General features: G+C 58.3%; 15 protein-coding genes and 1 pseudogene. 6 read left to right on the forward strand and 10 right to left on the reverse strand.

What is annotated here, in order from left to right; translation table 11 throughout:
* Positions 1-58: 58 nt before the first annotated feature.
* The 7 genes from AC2TDJ_RS12075 to AC2TDJ_RS12105 form a co-directional block, all read right to left on the reverse strand.
* A complete protein-coding gene (locus AC2TDJ_RS12075) occupies positions 59-1,441 on the reverse strand; it encodes an aldehyde dehydrogenase family protein (protein WP_480842503.1) in 1,383 nt (460 codons plus the stop codon).
* Between the two features lie 94 nt (positions 1,442-1,535).
* Positions 1,536-2,897: a glutamine synthetase family protein gene (locus tag AC2TDJ_RS12080; protein ID WP_480842505.1), complete on the reverse strand. Its 1,362-nt coding sequence runs from the start codon at positions 2,895-2,897 to the stop codon at positions 1,536-1,538.
* Between the two features lie 55 nt (positions 2,898-2,952).
* Positions 2,953-4,638 carry a Na/Pi cotransporter family protein gene (locus AC2TDJ_RS12085; protein WP_480842507.1) on the reverse strand — a complete coding sequence of 562 codons (1,686 nt, stop codon included), beginning with the start codon at positions 4,636-4,638 and terminating at the stop codon, positions 2,953-2,955.
* A 148-nt stretch (positions 4,639-4,786) separates the two neighbouring features.
* Positions 4,787-5,821, reverse strand: a complete 1,035-nt coding sequence (locus AC2TDJ_RS12090; RefSeq protein ID WP_480842509.1) for a TRAP transporter substrate-binding protein — start codon at positions 5,819-5,821, stop codon at positions 4,787-4,789.
* A 53-nt stretch (positions 5,822-5,874) separates the two neighbouring features.
* On the reverse strand, positions 5,875-7,194 hold the full coding sequence (locus AC2TDJ_RS12095; RefSeq protein WP_480842511.1) for a TRAP transporter large permease: 1,320 nt from the start codon (positions 7,192-7,194) through the stop codon (positions 5,875-5,877).
* A complete protein-coding gene (locus AC2TDJ_RS12100) occupies positions 7,191-7,775 on the reverse strand; it encodes a TRAP transporter small permease subunit (protein ID WP_480842513.1) in 585 nt (194 codons plus the stop codon). Before AC2TDJ_RS12100 ends, AC2TDJ_RS12095 begins: the two co-directional genes overlap by 4 nt.
* The gene (locus tag AC2TDJ_RS12105) at positions 7,772-8,548 is read right to left on the reverse strand and encodes an N-formylglutamate amidohydrolase (protein ID WP_480842515.1); all 777 of its coding nucleotides are present in this window, start codon (positions 8,546-8,548) and stop codon (positions 7,772-7,774) included. Before AC2TDJ_RS12105 ends, AC2TDJ_RS12100 begins: the two co-directional genes overlap by 4 nt.
* Positions 8,549-8,668: 120 nt before the next feature.
* Between AC2TDJ_RS12105 and AC2TDJ_RS12110 the strand changes: the two genes are divergently transcribed.
* Positions 8,669-9,538, forward strand: coding sequence for a MurR/RpiR family transcriptional regulator (locus tag AC2TDJ_RS12110; protein WP_480842517.1), 870 nt, complete (start codon positions 8,669-8,671; stop codon positions 9,536-9,538).
* A 68-nt stretch (positions 9,539-9,606) separates the two neighbouring features.
* A pseudogene (locus tag AC2TDJ_RS12115) lies at positions 9,607-10,362 on the forward strand (hypothetical protein); the annotation flags it as partial.
* A 7-nt stretch (positions 10,363-10,369) separates the two neighbouring features.
* Here the strand turns inward: AC2TDJ_RS12115 and AC2TDJ_RS12120 are convergent.
* Positions 10,370-11,044, reverse strand: a complete 675-nt coding sequence (locus tag AC2TDJ_RS12120) for a TIGR04283 family arsenosugar biosynthesis glycosyltransferase (RefSeq protein WP_480842519.1) — start codon at positions 11,042-11,044, stop codon at positions 10,370-10,372.
* Between the two features lie 73 nt (positions 11,045-11,117).
* On the opposite strand from AC2TDJ_RS12120, the gene ygfZ reads away from it, so the two are divergent.
* On the forward strand, positions 11,118-11,855 hold the full coding sequence (gene ygfZ / locus AC2TDJ_RS12125) for a CAF17-like 4Fe-4S cluster assembly/insertion protein YgfZ (RefSeq protein ID WP_480842521.1): 738 nt from the start codon (positions 11,118-11,120) through the stop codon (positions 11,853-11,855).
* Positions 11,856-11,964: 109 nt separating this feature from the next.
* On the forward strand, positions 11,965-12,909 hold the full coding sequence (locus tag AC2TDJ_RS12130; protein ID WP_480842523.1) for an ABC transporter transmembrane domain-containing protein: 945 nt from the start codon (positions 11,965-11,967) through the stop codon (positions 12,907-12,909).
* A 52-nt stretch (positions 12,910-12,961) separates the two neighbouring features.
* Here the strand turns inward: AC2TDJ_RS12130 and efp are convergent, their stop codons facing one another.
* A complete protein-coding gene (efp, locus tag AC2TDJ_RS12135) occupies positions 12,962-13,525 on the reverse strand; it encodes an elongation factor P (protein ID WP_480842525.1) in 564 nt (187 codons plus the stop codon).
* Between the two features lie 218 nt (positions 13,526-13,743).
* On the opposite strand from efp, the gene AC2TDJ_RS12140 reads away from it, so the two are divergent.
* Positions 13,744-14,064 carry a DUF6280 family protein gene (locus AC2TDJ_RS12140; RefSeq protein ID WP_037310273.1) on the forward strand — a complete coding sequence of 107 codons (321 nt, stop codon included), beginning with the start codon at positions 13,744-13,746 and terminating at the stop codon, positions 14,062-14,064.
* A 69-nt stretch (positions 14,065-14,133) separates the two neighbouring features.
* Here AC2TDJ_RS12140 and AC2TDJ_RS12145 read toward each other — a convergent pair whose 3' ends face one another.
* Positions 14,134-14,703 carry a cobalamin biosynthesis protein CobQ gene (locus AC2TDJ_RS12145; protein WP_480842527.1) on the reverse strand — a complete coding sequence of 190 codons (570 nt, stop codon included), beginning with the start codon at positions 14,701-14,703 and terminating at the stop codon, positions 14,134-14,136.
* Between the two features lie 60 nt (positions 14,704-14,763).
* Here AC2TDJ_RS12145 and AC2TDJ_RS12150 point away from each other — a divergent pair, with 60 nt between their 5' ends.
* Entirely contained in the window at positions 14,764-16,221 is a 1,458-nt protein-coding gene (locus tag AC2TDJ_RS12150; RefSeq protein WP_480842529.1) for a cobyric acid synthase, read from the forward strand.
* Positions 16,222-16,223: the final 2 nt, after the last annotated feature.

The raw sequence follows: 16,223 nt of genomic DNA on the forward strand, positions 1-16,223 counted from the left end.
TTCTCTCAATGTTCGGGCCCGTCCCGGCGAGGGAGGAGAACGGGACGGGCGGGTATCCTCAGCCAGTCACCTTTTTCAGGTGATATGACTTTGGACGTGTCAGGTTGTGATAGCCGATGACCGACAGACCGCCGCCCCGCCCGGTATTCTTGCAACCGGTCCAGCACAGGCCGGGGTCCAAGTAATCGGCGCGGTTCAGGAACACGGTGCCGGTTTCGATGGCGTCACCCACCCGCGCCGCGCGATCCAAGTCGCGGGTCCAGAGCGAGGCGGTCAGGCCAAATTCGCTGTCATTCATCAACGCAATCGCCTCGTCATCCGAAGACACTTTCATGATGCCGACCACCGGACCAAAGCTCTCGTCCCGCATCACCCGCATGTCATGGGTGACGCCTGTCAGAATCTGCGGCGTCAGATAGGCGCCGCCATCATCCTCGGGGAAGGTGTCGATATGGGTCACGGCCCCCGCCTCGACAGCCTCGGCAATCTGCGCCCGCACCTCGTCGGCAAAGCGCACATTGGCCATCGGGCCCATGGCGGTCCCCGCCTCCAGTGGATTGCCCAGCTTATAGCCCTTCACGATCTCGACCGCCCTGGCGACGAAGTCATCGTAGAGGCTCTCATGCACATAGATCCGCTCGATCCCGCAGCAGCACTGGCCCGCGTTGAACATCGCCCCGTCGATCAGCGTATCAACCGCCGCATCCAGATCGGCATCCTCCATGACATAGCCCGGGTCCTTGCCGCCCAGCTCGGTCCCAACACCTGTAAAAGTGCCCGCCGCAGCGCGCTCCATCGCCTGACCGCCGCCGACCGAGCCGGTGAAGTTCACGAAGTCGAACGCGTTGCCCGCGATCAGGTCATTGGTCACGTCATGGTTCAGGAAAACGTTCTGAAACACGTCCTCCGGCACCCCCGCCGCATGGAAGGCCTGCGCCATGCGCTCGCCCACCAGCAGGGTCTGCGTGGCATGTTTCAGGATCACCGTATTGCCCGCAATCAGCGCCGGCGCCACCGTGTTGATCGCCGTCATGTAAGGGTAGTTCCATGGCGCCACCACAAATACTACACCATGCGGAATGCGCTTGATATAACGCCTGAAGGTCGCATCCTCGCCCACCGCGATATCGGCCAGCGCGTCTTCCGCAATCTCGGCCATGTGGCTGGCGCGCTCGTTGAAGCCGCCGAACTCACCGCCATAACGCACCGGCCGACCCATCATATGGGCCAGTTCCGGCACGATCTCGTCATTCATCGCGCCAACCTCGGCCACACCCGCCATCACAAGATCAATACGCTCCCGCAACGGGCGCGCCGCCCAATTCGCCTGCGCCGCCCCCGCCCGTTCAGCCGCCGCGAAGGCCTCATCCCGAGACAAAACCTCACGTTCCGCATAAACCGATCCGTCAATCGGCGAGATGCATTTCAACACCTGCCCCATGTCCACTCCATCTTCAAAGAAAACAGGATCCCTGCTTCATCTGGCCAAAAATATCCCGGGGAGCGCGAGGGGCTGGCCCCTCGCTCCCGCCTCCTCAAGCCCGCTCGAACCCGCGGGCCACTTCCCAATCCGTCACCACGCGCTCAAACTCTTCGATCTCGACCTCGGCGGCACGGGTATAGTGATCGACAACCTCATCGCCCAGGGCCGCGCGCAGCATCTCTGACCCGTGCAGCGCATCCCGTGCCGCGCGCAGGTTGCCGGGGATCATCCCAGTATCGCCTTGGTAGACATCGCCTTTAGTGGGCGGCTGCAGTTCAAGCTTTTCTTCGATCCCAGCTATCCCGGCCGCCAGCATCCCGGCCATCGCCAGATAGGGGTTCATGTCCGAACCCGGAATCCGGCACTCCACCCGCACCGCCTTGGTGCCATCTCCGCACAGGCGGAACCCCGCAGTCCTGTTGTCCACCGACCAGATGATCCGCGTCGGCGCAAAGGTGCCCTTCATGAACCGCTTATAGCTGTTGATGTAGGACGCCATGAAATAGGTGTAATCGGCGGCGTATTTCAGAAGCCCCGCCATGTAGCTTTTCATCAGCGCCGACATGCCCAGCTCATCCTCTGCGTCATAAAACGCGGGCTGACCATCGGCCCAGAGCGACTGATGCACATGGCTGGAACTTCCCACCTTGTCATGGTGCCATTTCGGCAGGAAGGTCGCAGCATGGCCGTGCTGCCAGGCAATCTCTTTCACCGCGTTCTTGGCGATCGAGTGATACTCGGCCGTATCCATAGCCGGCGCATACTTGATGTTCAGCTCTTCCTGCCCGGTCTCGGCCTCCCCCTTCGAGTTCTCGACCGGAATCCCCGCATCCCACAGATGATTGCGGATCGGCCGCATCACATGCTCTTCCTTGGTGGTCTGCAGGATGTGGTAATCCTCGTTATAGCCCGAAATCGGCTCCAGATCGCGGAACCCCTCCTTGCGGATCTGGTCAAAACTCTTTTCGAACAGGAAAAACTCCAGCTCGGTCGCGCACATCGCCTCATAGCCCATGGCTTTCAGGCGGTTGACCTGGCGTTTCAGTATGGACCGGGGCGCATGCGGCACTTCCTTATGCGTGCGGTGATCCAGCACGTCGCACATCACCATCACCGTGCCCTCAAGCCAGGGCACCGGACGCAACGTGCTCAGATCGGGCTTCATGACATAATCACCATAACCCCGCTCCCAACTGGTCGAGGCATAGCCGTCGGGCGTTCCCATCTCCAGATCCGTCGCCAGCAGATAATTACAACAATGCGTCTCCTCCCACGCGCCTGCCACAAAATGGCCTGCATGAAACCGCTTGCCCATCAAGCGCCCCTGCATATCGACCATGCAGACCAATACCGTATCAACCAATCCGGCATCAATTTTGGCCTTCAAATCGGCCAGCACTGCGTCCTTGCCCATCGCATTCATCCCTTTTCACCCGAGCTATCCCGGTCTCGGTTTTCCCTGTTCACCGTCAATCTTCGGCCGCTTCTTGTTCCAACTCCATAACCAGACGAGTTTCCAGTACCTGTCCGCTCCGATACAGGATCGGATAAGCTATTGCCGCCACGTGCCCGTGCAGATCCCGCATGGCACGCAGCGTTTCCAGATGGAGATCACTGGTTTCGAAACTCTCGGTCTGGCCGCGCTCCAGGCGCTTCAGATGCGCTTTGCGACTGTTGCGTGACAATCGTTTGACTTCGGCCTTGTCCAGCACCAACCTCCGGGCGCAGTCCACATCGTCAACCAGCAGAACATGTCGGGCCAACGAAAAGCTGTCGAGTATCCTGTCGTGCAGATCTTTCAACTCTTTCCAGCCCTGCGCTGAAAACTCGGTACGGTCCGTGTGCTTGATCTGGGCCATGCGAGTCATGTTGTTCGAAACCACATCGCCCGCCGCTTCCAGACGGATGGCATATTCCACCAGCCCGCGTGCAGTCTTGATTTGTGCCTTGCTCATGTTCTGGCGTGGCATCCGGGCGACATACCGGCGAATCTCAGTCAGTTGCGCATTGACCCTCTCGTCCTGCTGCCAAAGGGCCGAGATCGCATCACTGTCATCTTTTTCGTAGATATCCAGAACGGGTCGGAACATCCGTTCGACCTGCGTAACCATCTGCAGCAATTCGTGGCGTACCGACGACATCGCGACGCTGGCACCCGAGGCAGTGGGGTCGTCTAGCGGGCTGAGGGCGCCCGAAAACTGATCAAGCGAATTTTTCTCGACCTTCTGTTCAGGCAGGATCAACGACATGGGTCGTTCCATCCATGTGACAAAGCCGGTGGCCAGAAGAAAGACCGCAAAGTTGAAACCGATGTGAGCCAGGATCAGAGACTGCCCAGCGCTGGCCACCATCAGCATCTGTTCTGCACCCGTCAGGTTGACGGCGAGAAGCACCAGCAAAGCGGCACTGCCGCGCAGGACCAGGTTGGCCAGCGGTATTCGTTTGGCCGGGATCGTCATATCTCGCGTCAGCCACATCGGAATGAATGCCGAACCCAGATTGGCTCCGAGAACCAATGAAAGCCCGGCCGCAAACGGGATTGCTCCGATCTGGACAAGTGTGACGCACATCAGGATCGTCGCGACCGAGCTGTGCATGACAAAGGCCAGAACCGCACCAACGATGAAGGCGCTGAGGTAGTCGCTTTCGAGATAGCCCGCGATTGCGGGCAAAAAGGCGCTTTCGCGGATGGGTTCAACCGCATCGCGCAGAAACTGCAGCGAAATCAGGATGAACGCGATCCCCACGATGATCCGCCCCATCAGGCGCACGTTCGCCCGGTCCGACTTGAGATACAACCAGCCGCCCAGCCCCAACAACACCGGCTGCAGCCAGCCCAGATCGTATGACAAGACCTGAATGACCAGCGCCGAGCCGACATCGGCCCCCAGAACGCCCGCCAGAGCCATGCCGAAGCTGACCATCCCTGCGGCAGCAAATCCGGTCAGCAACACCGCGACCGCAGCCGAGCTTTGCAGGATCGCGGCCAGTACCATCCCGGCACCACCTGCGACATAGCTGTTGGAGTGCTGCGTCAGGATAGATTGAAACAAGGCGCCAAACCGCCGCTCGATCCCGGTGCGCACCAATCGCACGGCAAAGAGCAACAACATGGTCGCTGCAAAAATTTCAATCAAGAAACTTGCGATGGCCATCTATCTACACCTCGAAAACCCGGGAAGCGCATAAGAGCTTCCGGGCTTTGGTTTTTGCTTTCTGAAAGATCATCAGCATAAGAGGCGTTGGTTCCTGTTGTCCAATCCCGACGCGAGCCGGAAGCCTCGCGTCGGGATTGCGCGTTTCTTAGCCGTAGCGGTAAGGCCGTCCGGCCTGTTGCATGACTTCGTTGTATTTCTTGAAGATATCGACCACCTTCGCCTTGGTTGGGCTTTCGGCCGCGATCTCGTCCCAGAACTTCACGGCAGCCTGTTCGACTTGCGCCCATTCCTCATCCGGGATCGTCGTCAGTTTCAGCTTGTCGCCGTTGACCCGCAGGCTGGCTTCACCGCCCCAATACCACCATTGGCGATAGTAGTGCGACTGATCGCAACACACTTTAAAGAGGGTCTGCAGATCCTCGGGCAGTTCGTTCCAGCGATCCATGTTGGCAAAGAAGTGACCGGCCCATGCACCCGAGACGTTGTTGGTCAGGAAGTAATTGGTCACGTCCGCCCAGCCGACGGTGTAATCCTCGGTGATGCCGGACCATGCGATACCGTCCAGTTCGCCGGTCTGCACCGCGACTTCGATATCTTCCCAAGGCAGGGTGACGGGAACCACGCCGAACTGGCTGAGGAACCGGCCCGCGGTGGGGAAGGTGAAGATGCGTTTGCCCTGAAGATCGGCCAGCGAGTTGATCGGGTCCTTGGTGGCAAAGTGGCAGGGATCCCAGGCGCCTGCGCTGATATGTTTGACGCCGACCTTGGAATATTCCTCATCCCAGATCTCGTTCAAACCGTACTGGTTGAACAGAACGGGCACATCCAGCGAGTAGCGCGACGCAAAGGGGAAGTATCCGCCAAACACCGTAACTTCGGTCGGAGAGGCCATGGAGTCGTCGTCCGACTGAACCGCATCGATGGTGCCTTTCTGCATGGCACGGAAAAGCTCTCCGGTGGGTACCAACTGGTCGGCATAGAAAAGCTCGATCTGCATGCGGTCGCCTGCGATCTGGTTGAACATTTTGATGGCTGGATCAATCACGTGTTCGGCCAGTGCCGGCCCCGCATAGGTTTGCATACGCCACGTAATCGTGTTCTGCGCCAAGGCCGGCGCTGCCAGAGGTGCGGCCGCAACGCCAACACCGGCGGTTTTCAGAAACTTACGTCTTGTCGTCATGTCTAATTCCTCTCCGTTTTAAGTTTGCGTGCCCGTTTTGGTGGGCCTTCTTGTTAATTTCCGTAAATGTAACCGGGCAGCCACAGAGCGATTTCCGGGAATACCATGATGATCACCAATGCCAGAACCATCACCGCGACAAAGGGAAAGATCGAGCGGTAGATGTCCCTCAGGCTGATCTCGGGTGGCGCCATCGCGCGCATCAGGAACAGGTTGTAGCCGAAGGGCGGTGTCATATAGGCGATCTGGGTGGTGATCGTGTACAGCACGCCGTACCAGATCAGATCAAATCCCAACGCACCGACCAAAGGAACATAAAGTGGGGCCACAATGACCAGCATTGCCGTGTCGTCAAGGAATGTCCCCATAACGATGAAGCTGAGCTGCATCAGGATCAGGATCATCCAGGGGGAAAGACCCAACTGTTCGGTAAACAGGTTGTCGATGGCCTTCACCGCACCCAGCCCGTCAAAGACGGCTCCGAAGCCCAGCGCGGCGAGGATAATCCACATGAACATGCAGGAGATCGCTAGCGTCTGTTTTGTGCAGTCTTCGAATATTTTCCACGTCATCCGACGTTTGATGACCGAGACAACCAGCGCCGTCAGCGCCCCAATGGCCGAGCTTTCGACCAGCGAGGTCCAGCCGTTAACAAAAGGCACCATCATTGCCGCGAAGATGATCAACGGCAGCGCCCCTGCCCCAAGCAACCTGATCTTCTCGGCACGTGGCACTTCGTGCGCGTCTTCCATTGCGGGACCGAGATGCGGCTGAATGCGGCATCTGATCCAGATGTACAGAATGAACAAACCGGCCATCAGCAACCCCGGAAGGATACCGGCCAGCCATAGCTGCCCTACCGGTTGACGCGCGATCATGGCGTACAGAACCAGCACGACAGACGGTGGGACGAGGATTCCCAGACTGGACCCCGCCTGAATGACACCTGTCACCATGGTCTTGTCGTAGCCACGCCGCAGCAGTTCCGGCAGCGCAATCGTCGCGCCGATGGCCATGCCCGCCACGCTGAGGCCGTTCATGGCCGACACCAGAACCATCAATCCGATGGTTCCAATCGCCAGCCCACCATTCACCGGCCCCATCCAGACATGGAACATCCGGTAAAGGTCATCCGCCAGCCGGCTTTCAGACAGCACATAGCCCATGAAAATAAACATCGGCAGAGTCAGCAGAGGGTACCATTTCATCAGTTTCATCGCGGCCGAGAACGTGATGTCCTGCCCACCCGTACCCCACAAGGCCAGCGCCGCAATCGTAGCCACAGCACCGATCGCACCAAAGACACGCTGACCTGTGAACAGCATCAGCATCATCAATGCGAACATGAAGATGGCAATAAATTCCTGGCTCATGCCCGATGGACCCCGATTTCTTGCCCGTTGATCCGGGCTATGTCTTTGAAAAATTCCGATATCGCCTGCAGCAACATCAGGAAGAGGCCGAAAACCATGATCGCCTTTATCGGCCAGATGTAGGGGCGCCACGCCGTTGATGATCGCTCAAGCCGACCGATTTCCTCGGTACCCGTTATCAGCCCGGTGAAATACGAAATCGGCGCATCGCCCCAGTAGCCAAGGCTGTAGGCGGTCGACCCCAACCCTCCGTAGAAAAGCACGGCAAGGTAAAGGATCAGAAGGATCACCGTGAAGGCGTCGAACCACGCTTTCTTGCGCGGGCTCCAGTTGTGATAGAACAGGTCCATCCGCACGTTCGAGCCCAGCTGGATCGAATACGGCCCTCCTACGATGTAGTAGGTGACCATAGCGAACTGCGCCATTTCCAGCGTCCAGAGCGACGGCAAAAAGAAGGTCTTCGAGATCGAGGACCACAACAGGATGCCCATCATGACGAACAGGCCCCACATCATGACACGGCCAATCCGGTAGTTGATAGCGTCCACCACGCGTACATATCCGGCCATCATCCTGATCATGCGAGCCCCCTTTCGCGTAGTGCCGCCAGGGTTCGTTCGATCCAGGGAGCGAGCCAATCCGCCATTCCCCGCTGTTGTTCCGGTGTGCGGATCAGATCATTCCGGATTTCGATCATCACGTTTAGCAACCCGCTGGGGCCAGCCTGAACATCCAGCGTATGGGCGACACCATCCGCAGCAGAATATGGTTCATTCAACCGCGTGACATAGGGCAGATCCGTCGGCGCCATTGTCATCATCGTTTCGGCAAAACGACTGTCCGCGCCATGCAACAGACCCAGCTCAACACTACGGTTTTCACCGCGATAAACCGGGGTGAAGCTATGTACGGTGACCATCAGGTCCAGTGTTTCGCGATGCGTGGCGATTTCGTTCGACAGAGCCGCCGCAAATGGCGTGTAGACCTGCGCGACCCGCTCTGCCCGTTTTTCAGGCGTCAGATTGGCGTTTGCCGGTATTTCTACATCTTCACTGCGCGCCGGCATGGCATCCGCAGCTTCCGGTGGGCGGTTGCAGTCATAAACCAGACGCGACACGCCACCGTAAACCAGGGATGCCGACATCTGGTCCGCAAGTGCCCTCGCCACCGGTAACGCACCCGGGTCCCAGGCAATATGGCTGTGCAAAGCAGCTTCGACCAAACCCATATTCCCCAGAAACTCTGGCACTCGATTGGAGGCATGTTCGCAAACTACAAGAACCGAGGGCCTGCCCTCGGCCTGCGTTTTGTGAACGACCGGTCCAAAGTCGGTTTTGCTGTCCTGCGATTCCATGCGGAAAAATCTCTACATTCGCCATTCACCTGTCAATAATTTTCCTGTACAAATTTCTCCAGACTTGATTGCAGCGTCAAAAATTTCACATAAACGGACTGCAACCAACGGAGGATCCTTGTGCGGGTAACTGAAAAACTCCTGTCGCATCGGGAAAAAATGACACCGTCAGAGCGGCAATTGGTAAACGTGCTGCTGGACGATTACCCAATGGCGGGTCTGGGCAGCATAACCGAGCTGGCCAGTGTGGCTTCGGTCTCGACTACCACCGTTGCACGCATGTTGCAGAAAACCGGCTTCGAGGGGTATCCGCAGTTTCAGGCTGCGGTGCGGGGCGAGGTCAAAGAGATGATCTCTGGGCCCGAAGCCAAGCGCGACGTTTGGCAGAACGACCTGCCGGAAGAACACATCCTGAACCGCTATTCCCGCCAGGCGCTGGAAAACCAGAGACGGTCGATCGACGAAGTTGACCCGGAAGAGTTCGACAGTTTCTGCCGTCTGCTCTGCGATCCGAAACGGCGTGTATTTATCACCGGCGGACGCATCACCGGAACGCTTGCCCGATATCTGTACCTTCATCTGCAGATGATCCGTCCGGATGTGAAACTGCTGGCGGACGCTGCGTCCTGGACCCATGATTTGCTGGAAGTCCGCGAAGGCGATGTATTGGTGGCCCTGGATGTCCGTCGTTATGAAAACACCACCCTGCTGATCGGACAACTGTGTCACGAGCGCAAGGCCGAGGTCGTCCTGTTGACGGACCAGTGGCGATCCCCGATCCACCGACTGGCGAAACACACGTTTGCGGCCCGAATTGCAGTGCCTTCCGCGTGGGATTCGATGGCTTCCCTGCTGGTTCTGTTGGAATGCGTCATCGCCGAAATGCAGGAGCGTCTGTGGGACAGCGTCAAGGATCGCACGGACGAGTTGGAACAGGCTTTCGACCGGACCAAACTGTTTCGCAAATTTGGTCAAAGCTCAGGGTCGTGAACCCCTGATAAACTACAACAGCGCGTGAGCCCTGTTGCCAGCCTGCGCGCAGCTCTTACACTCGGGCCATGACTTTTGTTACCGAGAACCAATTGCTGCTGCTGATCGTCTTCTTTCTGATCGGCCTCGTCGGAACCGGGTTTCTGTTCCGCAAACCAGCCGGGCACCGGGCCTGGAAACTGGCCGATCTGGTTTGGGTTGTTCTCGGTGGTGTCGGTGCCCTTGTGGCCGTGCTGGCGGGCCTCTACACGTCGGACAGTTCCCGGCTGGATCGCCAGATCGATGTGGCCTATGCCGCAACCTTGGCATTTGACCGCGACGCTGCGCGGTTCAGGCTGCGGTTCTGTGATCCGGCATTTGACCCCGATACAGCCGTATTATGTGACAAGGTCGAGTTCCTTTCCGCTTCGACCGCCAGTAACGCGGATTTGCCCCTGTTCATCGCTGTAACCAACGAGGTTGCGCCTTTGCAGGGCTTGCAGTTTCTGTTCGGACGCCAAGCCAAGGACGAAATGGACGAGGCTCGCGATATGGCCGCAAAGGCCGACGCCTTCGACATCGAACAGTTTCTGGTTTTCACCTCGCTGGATGACGCCACACAGACGGCCATAGACAACATGCGCCGCAAAGTACCCGCCATCGCCGGGGATTATCTGATCCTCGCCCAGAGCTATGATGATCTGATCGAGCAGGTCGGCAAGCTCAAGGATGAATGGGCGTATCTGCAGGCCAACGCGCATATTCTGGTATTGCAGATCATTGCGCTGTGCCTCGTCAGTTTTGCAGCCCCTTTCCGTCTGGGAAAGTCGATTGTCGAACTGCGCAGCACCTTCAGCGTCGATAAGCCCGCGCCAGCCTCTCCGGATCAGCCCCTAGATAATAGCGTGTCAGAGTCCAAAGATTCCGCGCCCCCCGGCGTATCCAGCCCTGACGAGTATAGCGTTCCGCACTCGTAACGGCGACGGCCTTCAGAAGGACCGCACGCGGCAACGCCCGGACCAGCGCCACATCTTCCATCAGAGGCTGATCCGGATAGCCGCCAACTGACCGGTAATCCTCTTGCAGGACCAGCAACCCCTGATCCCCGTAAGGCAATCCAAACACCCCGCTGCGCAGATTTGCCCAGCCTGCAACCCATCTGGCACCAAAACCGCCCACACGGAAGCGAAGCCTAAAGGCAGCCGGAGAACGCGTCTCGAGATGTTCGCCGACAACCTCACTCCAACCCGGTTGCAGGTCCGTGTCTGCGTGTAGGATCAGTATCCATTCCCCTTTGGCCGCCGCACAGCCCCGTCGCAACTGCCCACCACGCGAGGGGTCGCCTGCAATCATCCGGGCCCCGGCCTCTTCGGCGATCTCAAGCGTCGCATCATCTGATCCGCCATCAGAAATAATCAGTTCGCGGATCATGCCGGCATGCAAGCCCTCCATCAACGACAGCAGGGTTCTGGGCAGATCAGCGGATGCATTCAGGGTCGGGATTACAACACTGATCGGTGCGGACACGTCTGTTACCCTCTGGTCATGGCAGCGAGATCTCCTATATCACGGAGCCAGACCAAATGACGAGGATCAACCCATGCCCAATCGCCGCATTTTGCGCCTGACCGGGACGGACACGGACAGCTTTCTGCAGGGGCTGATCACCAACGATGTCCAGAGGCTTGAAAACGGGCTGGTTTACGCGGCACTGCTGACGCCTCAGGGCAAATATCTGGCCGATTTCTTTCTGAAACGCGACGGTGACGCAGTCCTGCTGGATGTAGCGGATGAACTTGCAGATGGACTGGCCAAACGCCTGTCGATGTACAAGTTGCGCGCGGACGTTTCGATTGAGGATACCGACCTGAACCTGCAGCGCGGCACGGGCGATGCCCCGGAGGGCGCCCTGCCCGACCCCCGGCATCCGGATATGGGTTGGCGCGCCTACTCATCTGCGCAAGAATCCGATGACGGAACCGATTGGGATGCCATCCGCGTGCGCCACTGCATCCCGGAAAGCGGTATCGAACTGACATCGGACAGCTACATCCTGGAATCCGGGTTTGAGGCTCTGAACGGTCTGGATTTCAAAAAAGGCTGTTATGTCGGACAAGAAGTCACTGCCCGCATGAAGCACAAGACCGAGTTGCGCAAAGGCCTTCGCACGGTGGAGGTGTCCGGAGCGGCTCCGGTCGGGACGGAAATCCTGTCAGAAGGAAAACCGGCCGGAACGCTGTTCACGCAATCCAACGGAAAGGCTATCGCCTATTTGCGCCTGGATCGCGCCCGCGGGGATATGCAGGCTGGCAGCGCAAACCTGCGACTGACGGACTGACACTTGTTGCCCCGGCGGCACGCCCCTGCCCATTCAACTTCCAGCGCATTTGAACCTGTCGGACGGCGCGGTATCACTGAATAGAATGGTATCGTGAGGGAAATCGAGCATGTTTCGCTTGTACACGGCGATCTGGCGCGCCAGCGCCGGGCGGCAAATCATACTCATCCTGCTATCCTTGGCCGTCGCGGCACTTGCCGCTGTGCCGCTGGAGTTTCAACGCGACATCATCAATCACCTCACTACAGACGATGTCGATACAGAACGATTGTTATATCTGGGCGGGGGAATGATGTCCGTGATCCTGCTGAGCCTCGCGTTGAAATGGGTGCTGGGCTACCGCGCAGGAACTCTGGGCGAGGATTTGATCCGCATGATCCGCCAACGCCTGCTGGTTCGCACGTCGGACCTGAACGACGAGGGCCAGCCATTCCGCAAAGGTACAATGACCACCGCAATCTCTGCCGAAGCAGAAGAGCTGGGCAAATTCGCCGGTGGCGCCTTTTCCGATCCCGTCGTGCAAATCGGAACGCTGATCAGCGTGATCGGCTACATCTCATCGACGCAACCCGGATTGGGCCTGATCGCGTTTTCGATGATCGTTCCACAGATCATCATCGTTCTGGTGTCTCAGCGCAAAGTGAACGTGTTTGTCGCCGAACGTGTCCGCATTCTTCGCAACTCAACCGATCGCCTGACAACCGAGGATATCGACGCGGTGGCACGGGACATCGACGCCCTGTTTGACGATATCTACGAAACCCGCCGCAGGATGTTCATCTGGAAACTGTCGGCCAAATTCCTGCTCAGCGTGATCAACGGTGCCGGAACAGTGGGTATTCTGATGCTGGGCGGCTGGCTGGTGCTTGAAGGCAGGACCGACGTCGGAACGGTGGTGGCCGCCACCAGCGGACTCAGCCGCATACAGGGTCCGACCGCATTTCTGATCGCCTTTTACCGGCAGGTCAGCGCAAATCGGATCAAGTTCGAGTTGATGCTGGAATTGTTCGGCCCCGACCCTGCCCGTTATCGCCGCCCACGGCGCAGGACATAAAAAAGACCGCGCAGCATGGCTGTCACGGTCTTTGTTGCCTTTGCGCCAGAACCTATGCGCGTTCGGAATATTCCATGGTTTCGGTGTTCACCACGATCATTTCGTCCTGACCGATGAACGGCGGCACCATGACCTTAACTCCGTTGTCCAGTACCGCTGGTTTGAACGAATTCGCGGCGGTTTGCCCTTTGACCACCGGCTCGGTCTCGACGATCTTGCACGTCACTTTCTGCGGCAGCGTCGCATTCAGCGCTTCACTTTCGTAGAATTCGACCACAATTGTCATGCCGTCCTGCAGAAACGGGCGGCGTTCGCCCAGAAGATCCGCAGGCAGTTCGATCTGTTCGTAGGTTTCGGCATCCATGAAGACCAGCATACCGTCAGATTCGTACAGGAACTGCTGATCCTTCTGTTCCAGGCGAACGCGCTCAACCTTGTCAGCCGAGCGGAAACGTTCGTTCAACTTGGATCCGTTGCGCAGGTTGCGCAGTTCGACCTGGGCAAATGCGCCGCCTTTTCCGGGCTTTACGTGGTCCACTTTGACCGCCGCCCACAGCCCGTCGTTATGCTCAAGCACATTGCCGGGGCGAATTTCGTTCCCATTTATCTTGGGCATTACATAAATCCTTCACAAACGGTTGATGCGTCAGTTGGCGTCCCTATATCTGGCGTGACTACACCTGACAAGACAACGAGACCTAGTGCTGCACTTGCAGCAAGCTATGCAAATGACGCAACGCAACTATGCATTTTAGGTGTATCCGAATCGCACCTAATAGGTCATAAGGACCGTCACGCCGAAAATGCAAGAGCAAGAACAACAAGGAAGACGAGATGAGAGATTTCGTTGACGGCACTGCCTTTAATAACGAACAGGGCAATCGTGCACGCAAACTTTTCGCGGCCGTTGTGTTGGCTGCACTTGATGACGCTATTGCCGATGACAAGAAGTATGGCAATGGCCCCGAACAGATCGCCCGCTGGGCACGTTCGCGCGACGGTCGTGAAGTGTTGTCCTGCGCAGGTATCGACCCGAACGAACGGGTTGTCAGCGGATTGATGGAATTCGTTGGTCGTGGAGTGCGTACCTCGGTGGCATTGTCGCGCGAAGAAAGCGAGCGTCGCAACGCCGCTCAGCAGGCCGAAGCCGCCTGATACAAGGCGACTTCTTATGAAAAAACGCGCTCCTGCCTTTGGGGCGCGTTTTTCTTTTTCCCAACAGCTTCAGAAGTACAATAACCATTGTCGCGCCACCCAAAGCTCGGCCACCAACAATGCGGCAAAGAAAAGCTTTGCCCACAGCGCAATCCCGCGCCTCCACAAGATCAGGTATGAACCCGCGCAGACCAGGACGCCCATTGGCGCGACCAACAGCGCGTGATGAGAGCTATCCCAGTAGCTGACCGGGCTGTGAAAAACCCAACCACTGAAAGGCCAGAATTGCGGTCTGCCATCGCCTGCGTGCAGCAGGAAATCCATCGTCAGATGCAAAAACCCTGACCCAGTCACCGCGATCCATACCCGCGATCCGCTGAACAGAGCGATTCCGAGAGAAAGACCCCACAGGACAAACGAATTGTCGATGGCAAAAACCGTCTGCCAGGCCGGAGAAAAATACAGCTCACCGAACACCACCTGCTCGGGGATGTTCAGAACGAATAGCGAGACACCCGCCAGCAGATAAAGGGACAGGTCGGGTATCAACGACCCCAGCAGTGCCGCTGCAAGCATGCGTCCCCTGGCCGGGCGGGCAAAGGCGGCTGCACCGATCAAAAGATGCGCGGGCGTGTTCATCAGGGGCTTTTCCTTTGCCCGCAAATCGGGTCATCTGCGCGTCAGCATAGGAGACAGGCCATGGTTCGGTCCATCATGATTCAGGGCACCGGCAGCAACGTCGGAAAATCGGTTTTGGTGGCCGGGCTTGCACGCGCCTATACGCGCCGCGGTTTACGCGTTGCACCGTTCAAACCGCAGAACATGTCGAACAATGCCGCCGTCACCGAAAACGGTGGCGAAATCGGTCGGGCGCAGGCCTTGCAGGCTCGCGCGGCCAATCGTCCAACGCATACGGACATGAATCCAATCCTGCTGAAGCCGGAAACTGACACCGGCGCGCAGATTATCGTGCAAGGCCAGCGCGCCGGTACGATGAAAGCGGGGGACTATCGCAGGGACAAGTCCAAGTTGCTGGACGCTGCGATGCAGAGCTTTGACCGGCTTTGTTCCGATGCCGATCTGGTTCTGATCGAAGGCGCAGGCAGCCCGGCCGAGACCAACCTGCGTAAGGGAGATATCGCCAATATGGGCTTCGCCTGCGCCGCCGGCGTACCTGTCGTTCTGGTCGGTGACATCCACCGGGGCGGCGTGATTGCTCAGATCGTTGGCACAAAGGCGGTGTTGGAAGACGGCGACCTTGAGATGATCCGTGGTTTTGCGGTCAATCGGTTCAAGGGTGATGTCTCTTTGTTCGATGAGGGACGCGACGACATCGCCGCGCGGACCGGCTGGCCTTGCCTTGGTGTAGTTCCGTGGTTTCAGGACGCGTGGAGGCTGCCTGCTGAGGATATGATGGATATCCGCTCGCATACCGGCGGCGCCTGCAAAGTGGTGGTGCCTCAGTTGGAGCGGATGGCCAATTTCGACGATCTCGATCCTCTGTCAGCCGAACCCGGCGTGACGGTCGAGATCGTACCGGCCGGACGTGCCCTGCCTGGTGATGCGGATCTGGTTCTGTTACCTGGCAGCAAGTCGACGATCGGTGATCTAACGTATTTCCGCGCGCAGGGGTGGGATGTGGATTTGTACGCCCATGTGCGTCGCGGGGGCCACGTTTTGGGGCTGTGCGGCGGTTACCAGATGTTGGGCAAAACCATCTCGGACCCGGACGGTGTCGACGGGCGCCCCGGTTCGGTTGAAGGTCTGGGACTGCTGGATGTGGAAACCGTCATGGCAGGTCAGAAACAGGTCACTCTGCGCACGGCTATGGCCCTTCCCGGCGGTGAACCTGTCAGCGGTTACGAAATCCACATGGGGCGCACTGAAGGTCCCGATTGCGCTCGCGCATGGCTGCAAATCGAAGGGCGCCCTGAAGGCGCGGCCAGTGCCAACGGGCGCATCCGTGGCAGCTATCTGCACGGTATTTTCACATCCGACGCGTTTCGATCCAGCTATCTGTCAAAGCTTGGCGTCACTTCCGAGATCGCATATGAAGACGGTGTCGATCAGGTATTGGATGCACTGGCCGATCACCTGGAACGGAACATGGATCTGGACTTGTTGCTGTCGCTGGCCCAGACGCCCGGTCGGAAGTGAGT

The organism is Ruegeria sp. HKCCD6647-2 (assembly GCF_057221075.1).

Bases quoted from the DNA above. Each gene is read 5' to 3' on its own strand.
- AC2TDJ_RS12100 (WP_480842513.1), bottom strand. From the start codon at position 7,775: ATGATCAGGATGATGGCCGGATATGTACGCGTGGTGGACGCTATCAAC.
- AC2TDJ_RS12090 (WP_480842509.1), bottom strand. From the start codon at position 5,821: ATGACGACAAGACGTAAGTTTCTGAAAACCGCCGGTGTTGGCGTTGCG.
- AC2TDJ_RS12080 (WP_480842505.1), bottom strand. From the start codon at position 2,897: ATGGGCAAGGACGCAGTGCTGGCCGATTTGAAGGCCAAAATTGATGCC.
- AC2TDJ_RS12095 (WP_480842511.1), bottom strand. From the start codon at position 7,194: ATGAGCCAGGAATTTATTGCCATCTTCATGTTCGCATTGATGATGCTG.
- AC2TDJ_RS12150 (WP_480842529.1), top strand. From the start codon at position 14,764: ATGGTTCGGTCCATCATGATTCAGGGCACCGGCAGCAACGTCGGAAAA.
- AC2TDJ_RS12145 (WP_480842527.1), bottom strand. From the start codon at position 14,703: ATGAACACGCCCGCGCATCTTTTGATCGGTGCAGCCGCCTTTGCCCGC.
- efp (WP_480842525.1), bottom strand. From the start codon at position 13,525: ATGCCCAAGATAAATGGGAACGAAATTCGCCCCGGCAATGTGCTTGAG.
- AC2TDJ_RS12130 (WP_480842523.1), top strand. From the start codon at position 11,965: ATGTTTCGCTTGTACACGGCGATCTGGCGCGCCAGCGCCGGGCGGCAA.
- ygfZ (WP_480842521.1), top strand. From the start codon at position 11,118: ATGCCCAATCGCCGCATTTTGCGCCTGACCGGGACGGACACGGACAGC.
- AC2TDJ_RS12105 (WP_480842515.1), bottom strand. From the start codon at position 8,548: ATGGAATCGCAGGACAGCAAAACCGACTTTGGACCGGTCGTTCACAAA.
- AC2TDJ_RS12075 (WP_480842503.1), bottom strand. From the start codon at position 1,441: ATGGGGCAGGTGTTGAAATGCATCTCGCCGATTGACGGATCGGTTTAT.
- AC2TDJ_RS12140 (WP_037310273.1), top strand. From the start codon at position 13,744: ATGAGAGATTTCGTTGACGGCACTGCCTTTAATAACGAACAGGGCAAT.
- AC2TDJ_RS12085 (WP_480842507.1), bottom strand. From the start codon at position 4,638: ATGGCCATCGCAAGTTTCTTGATTGAAATTTTTGCAGCGACCATGTTG.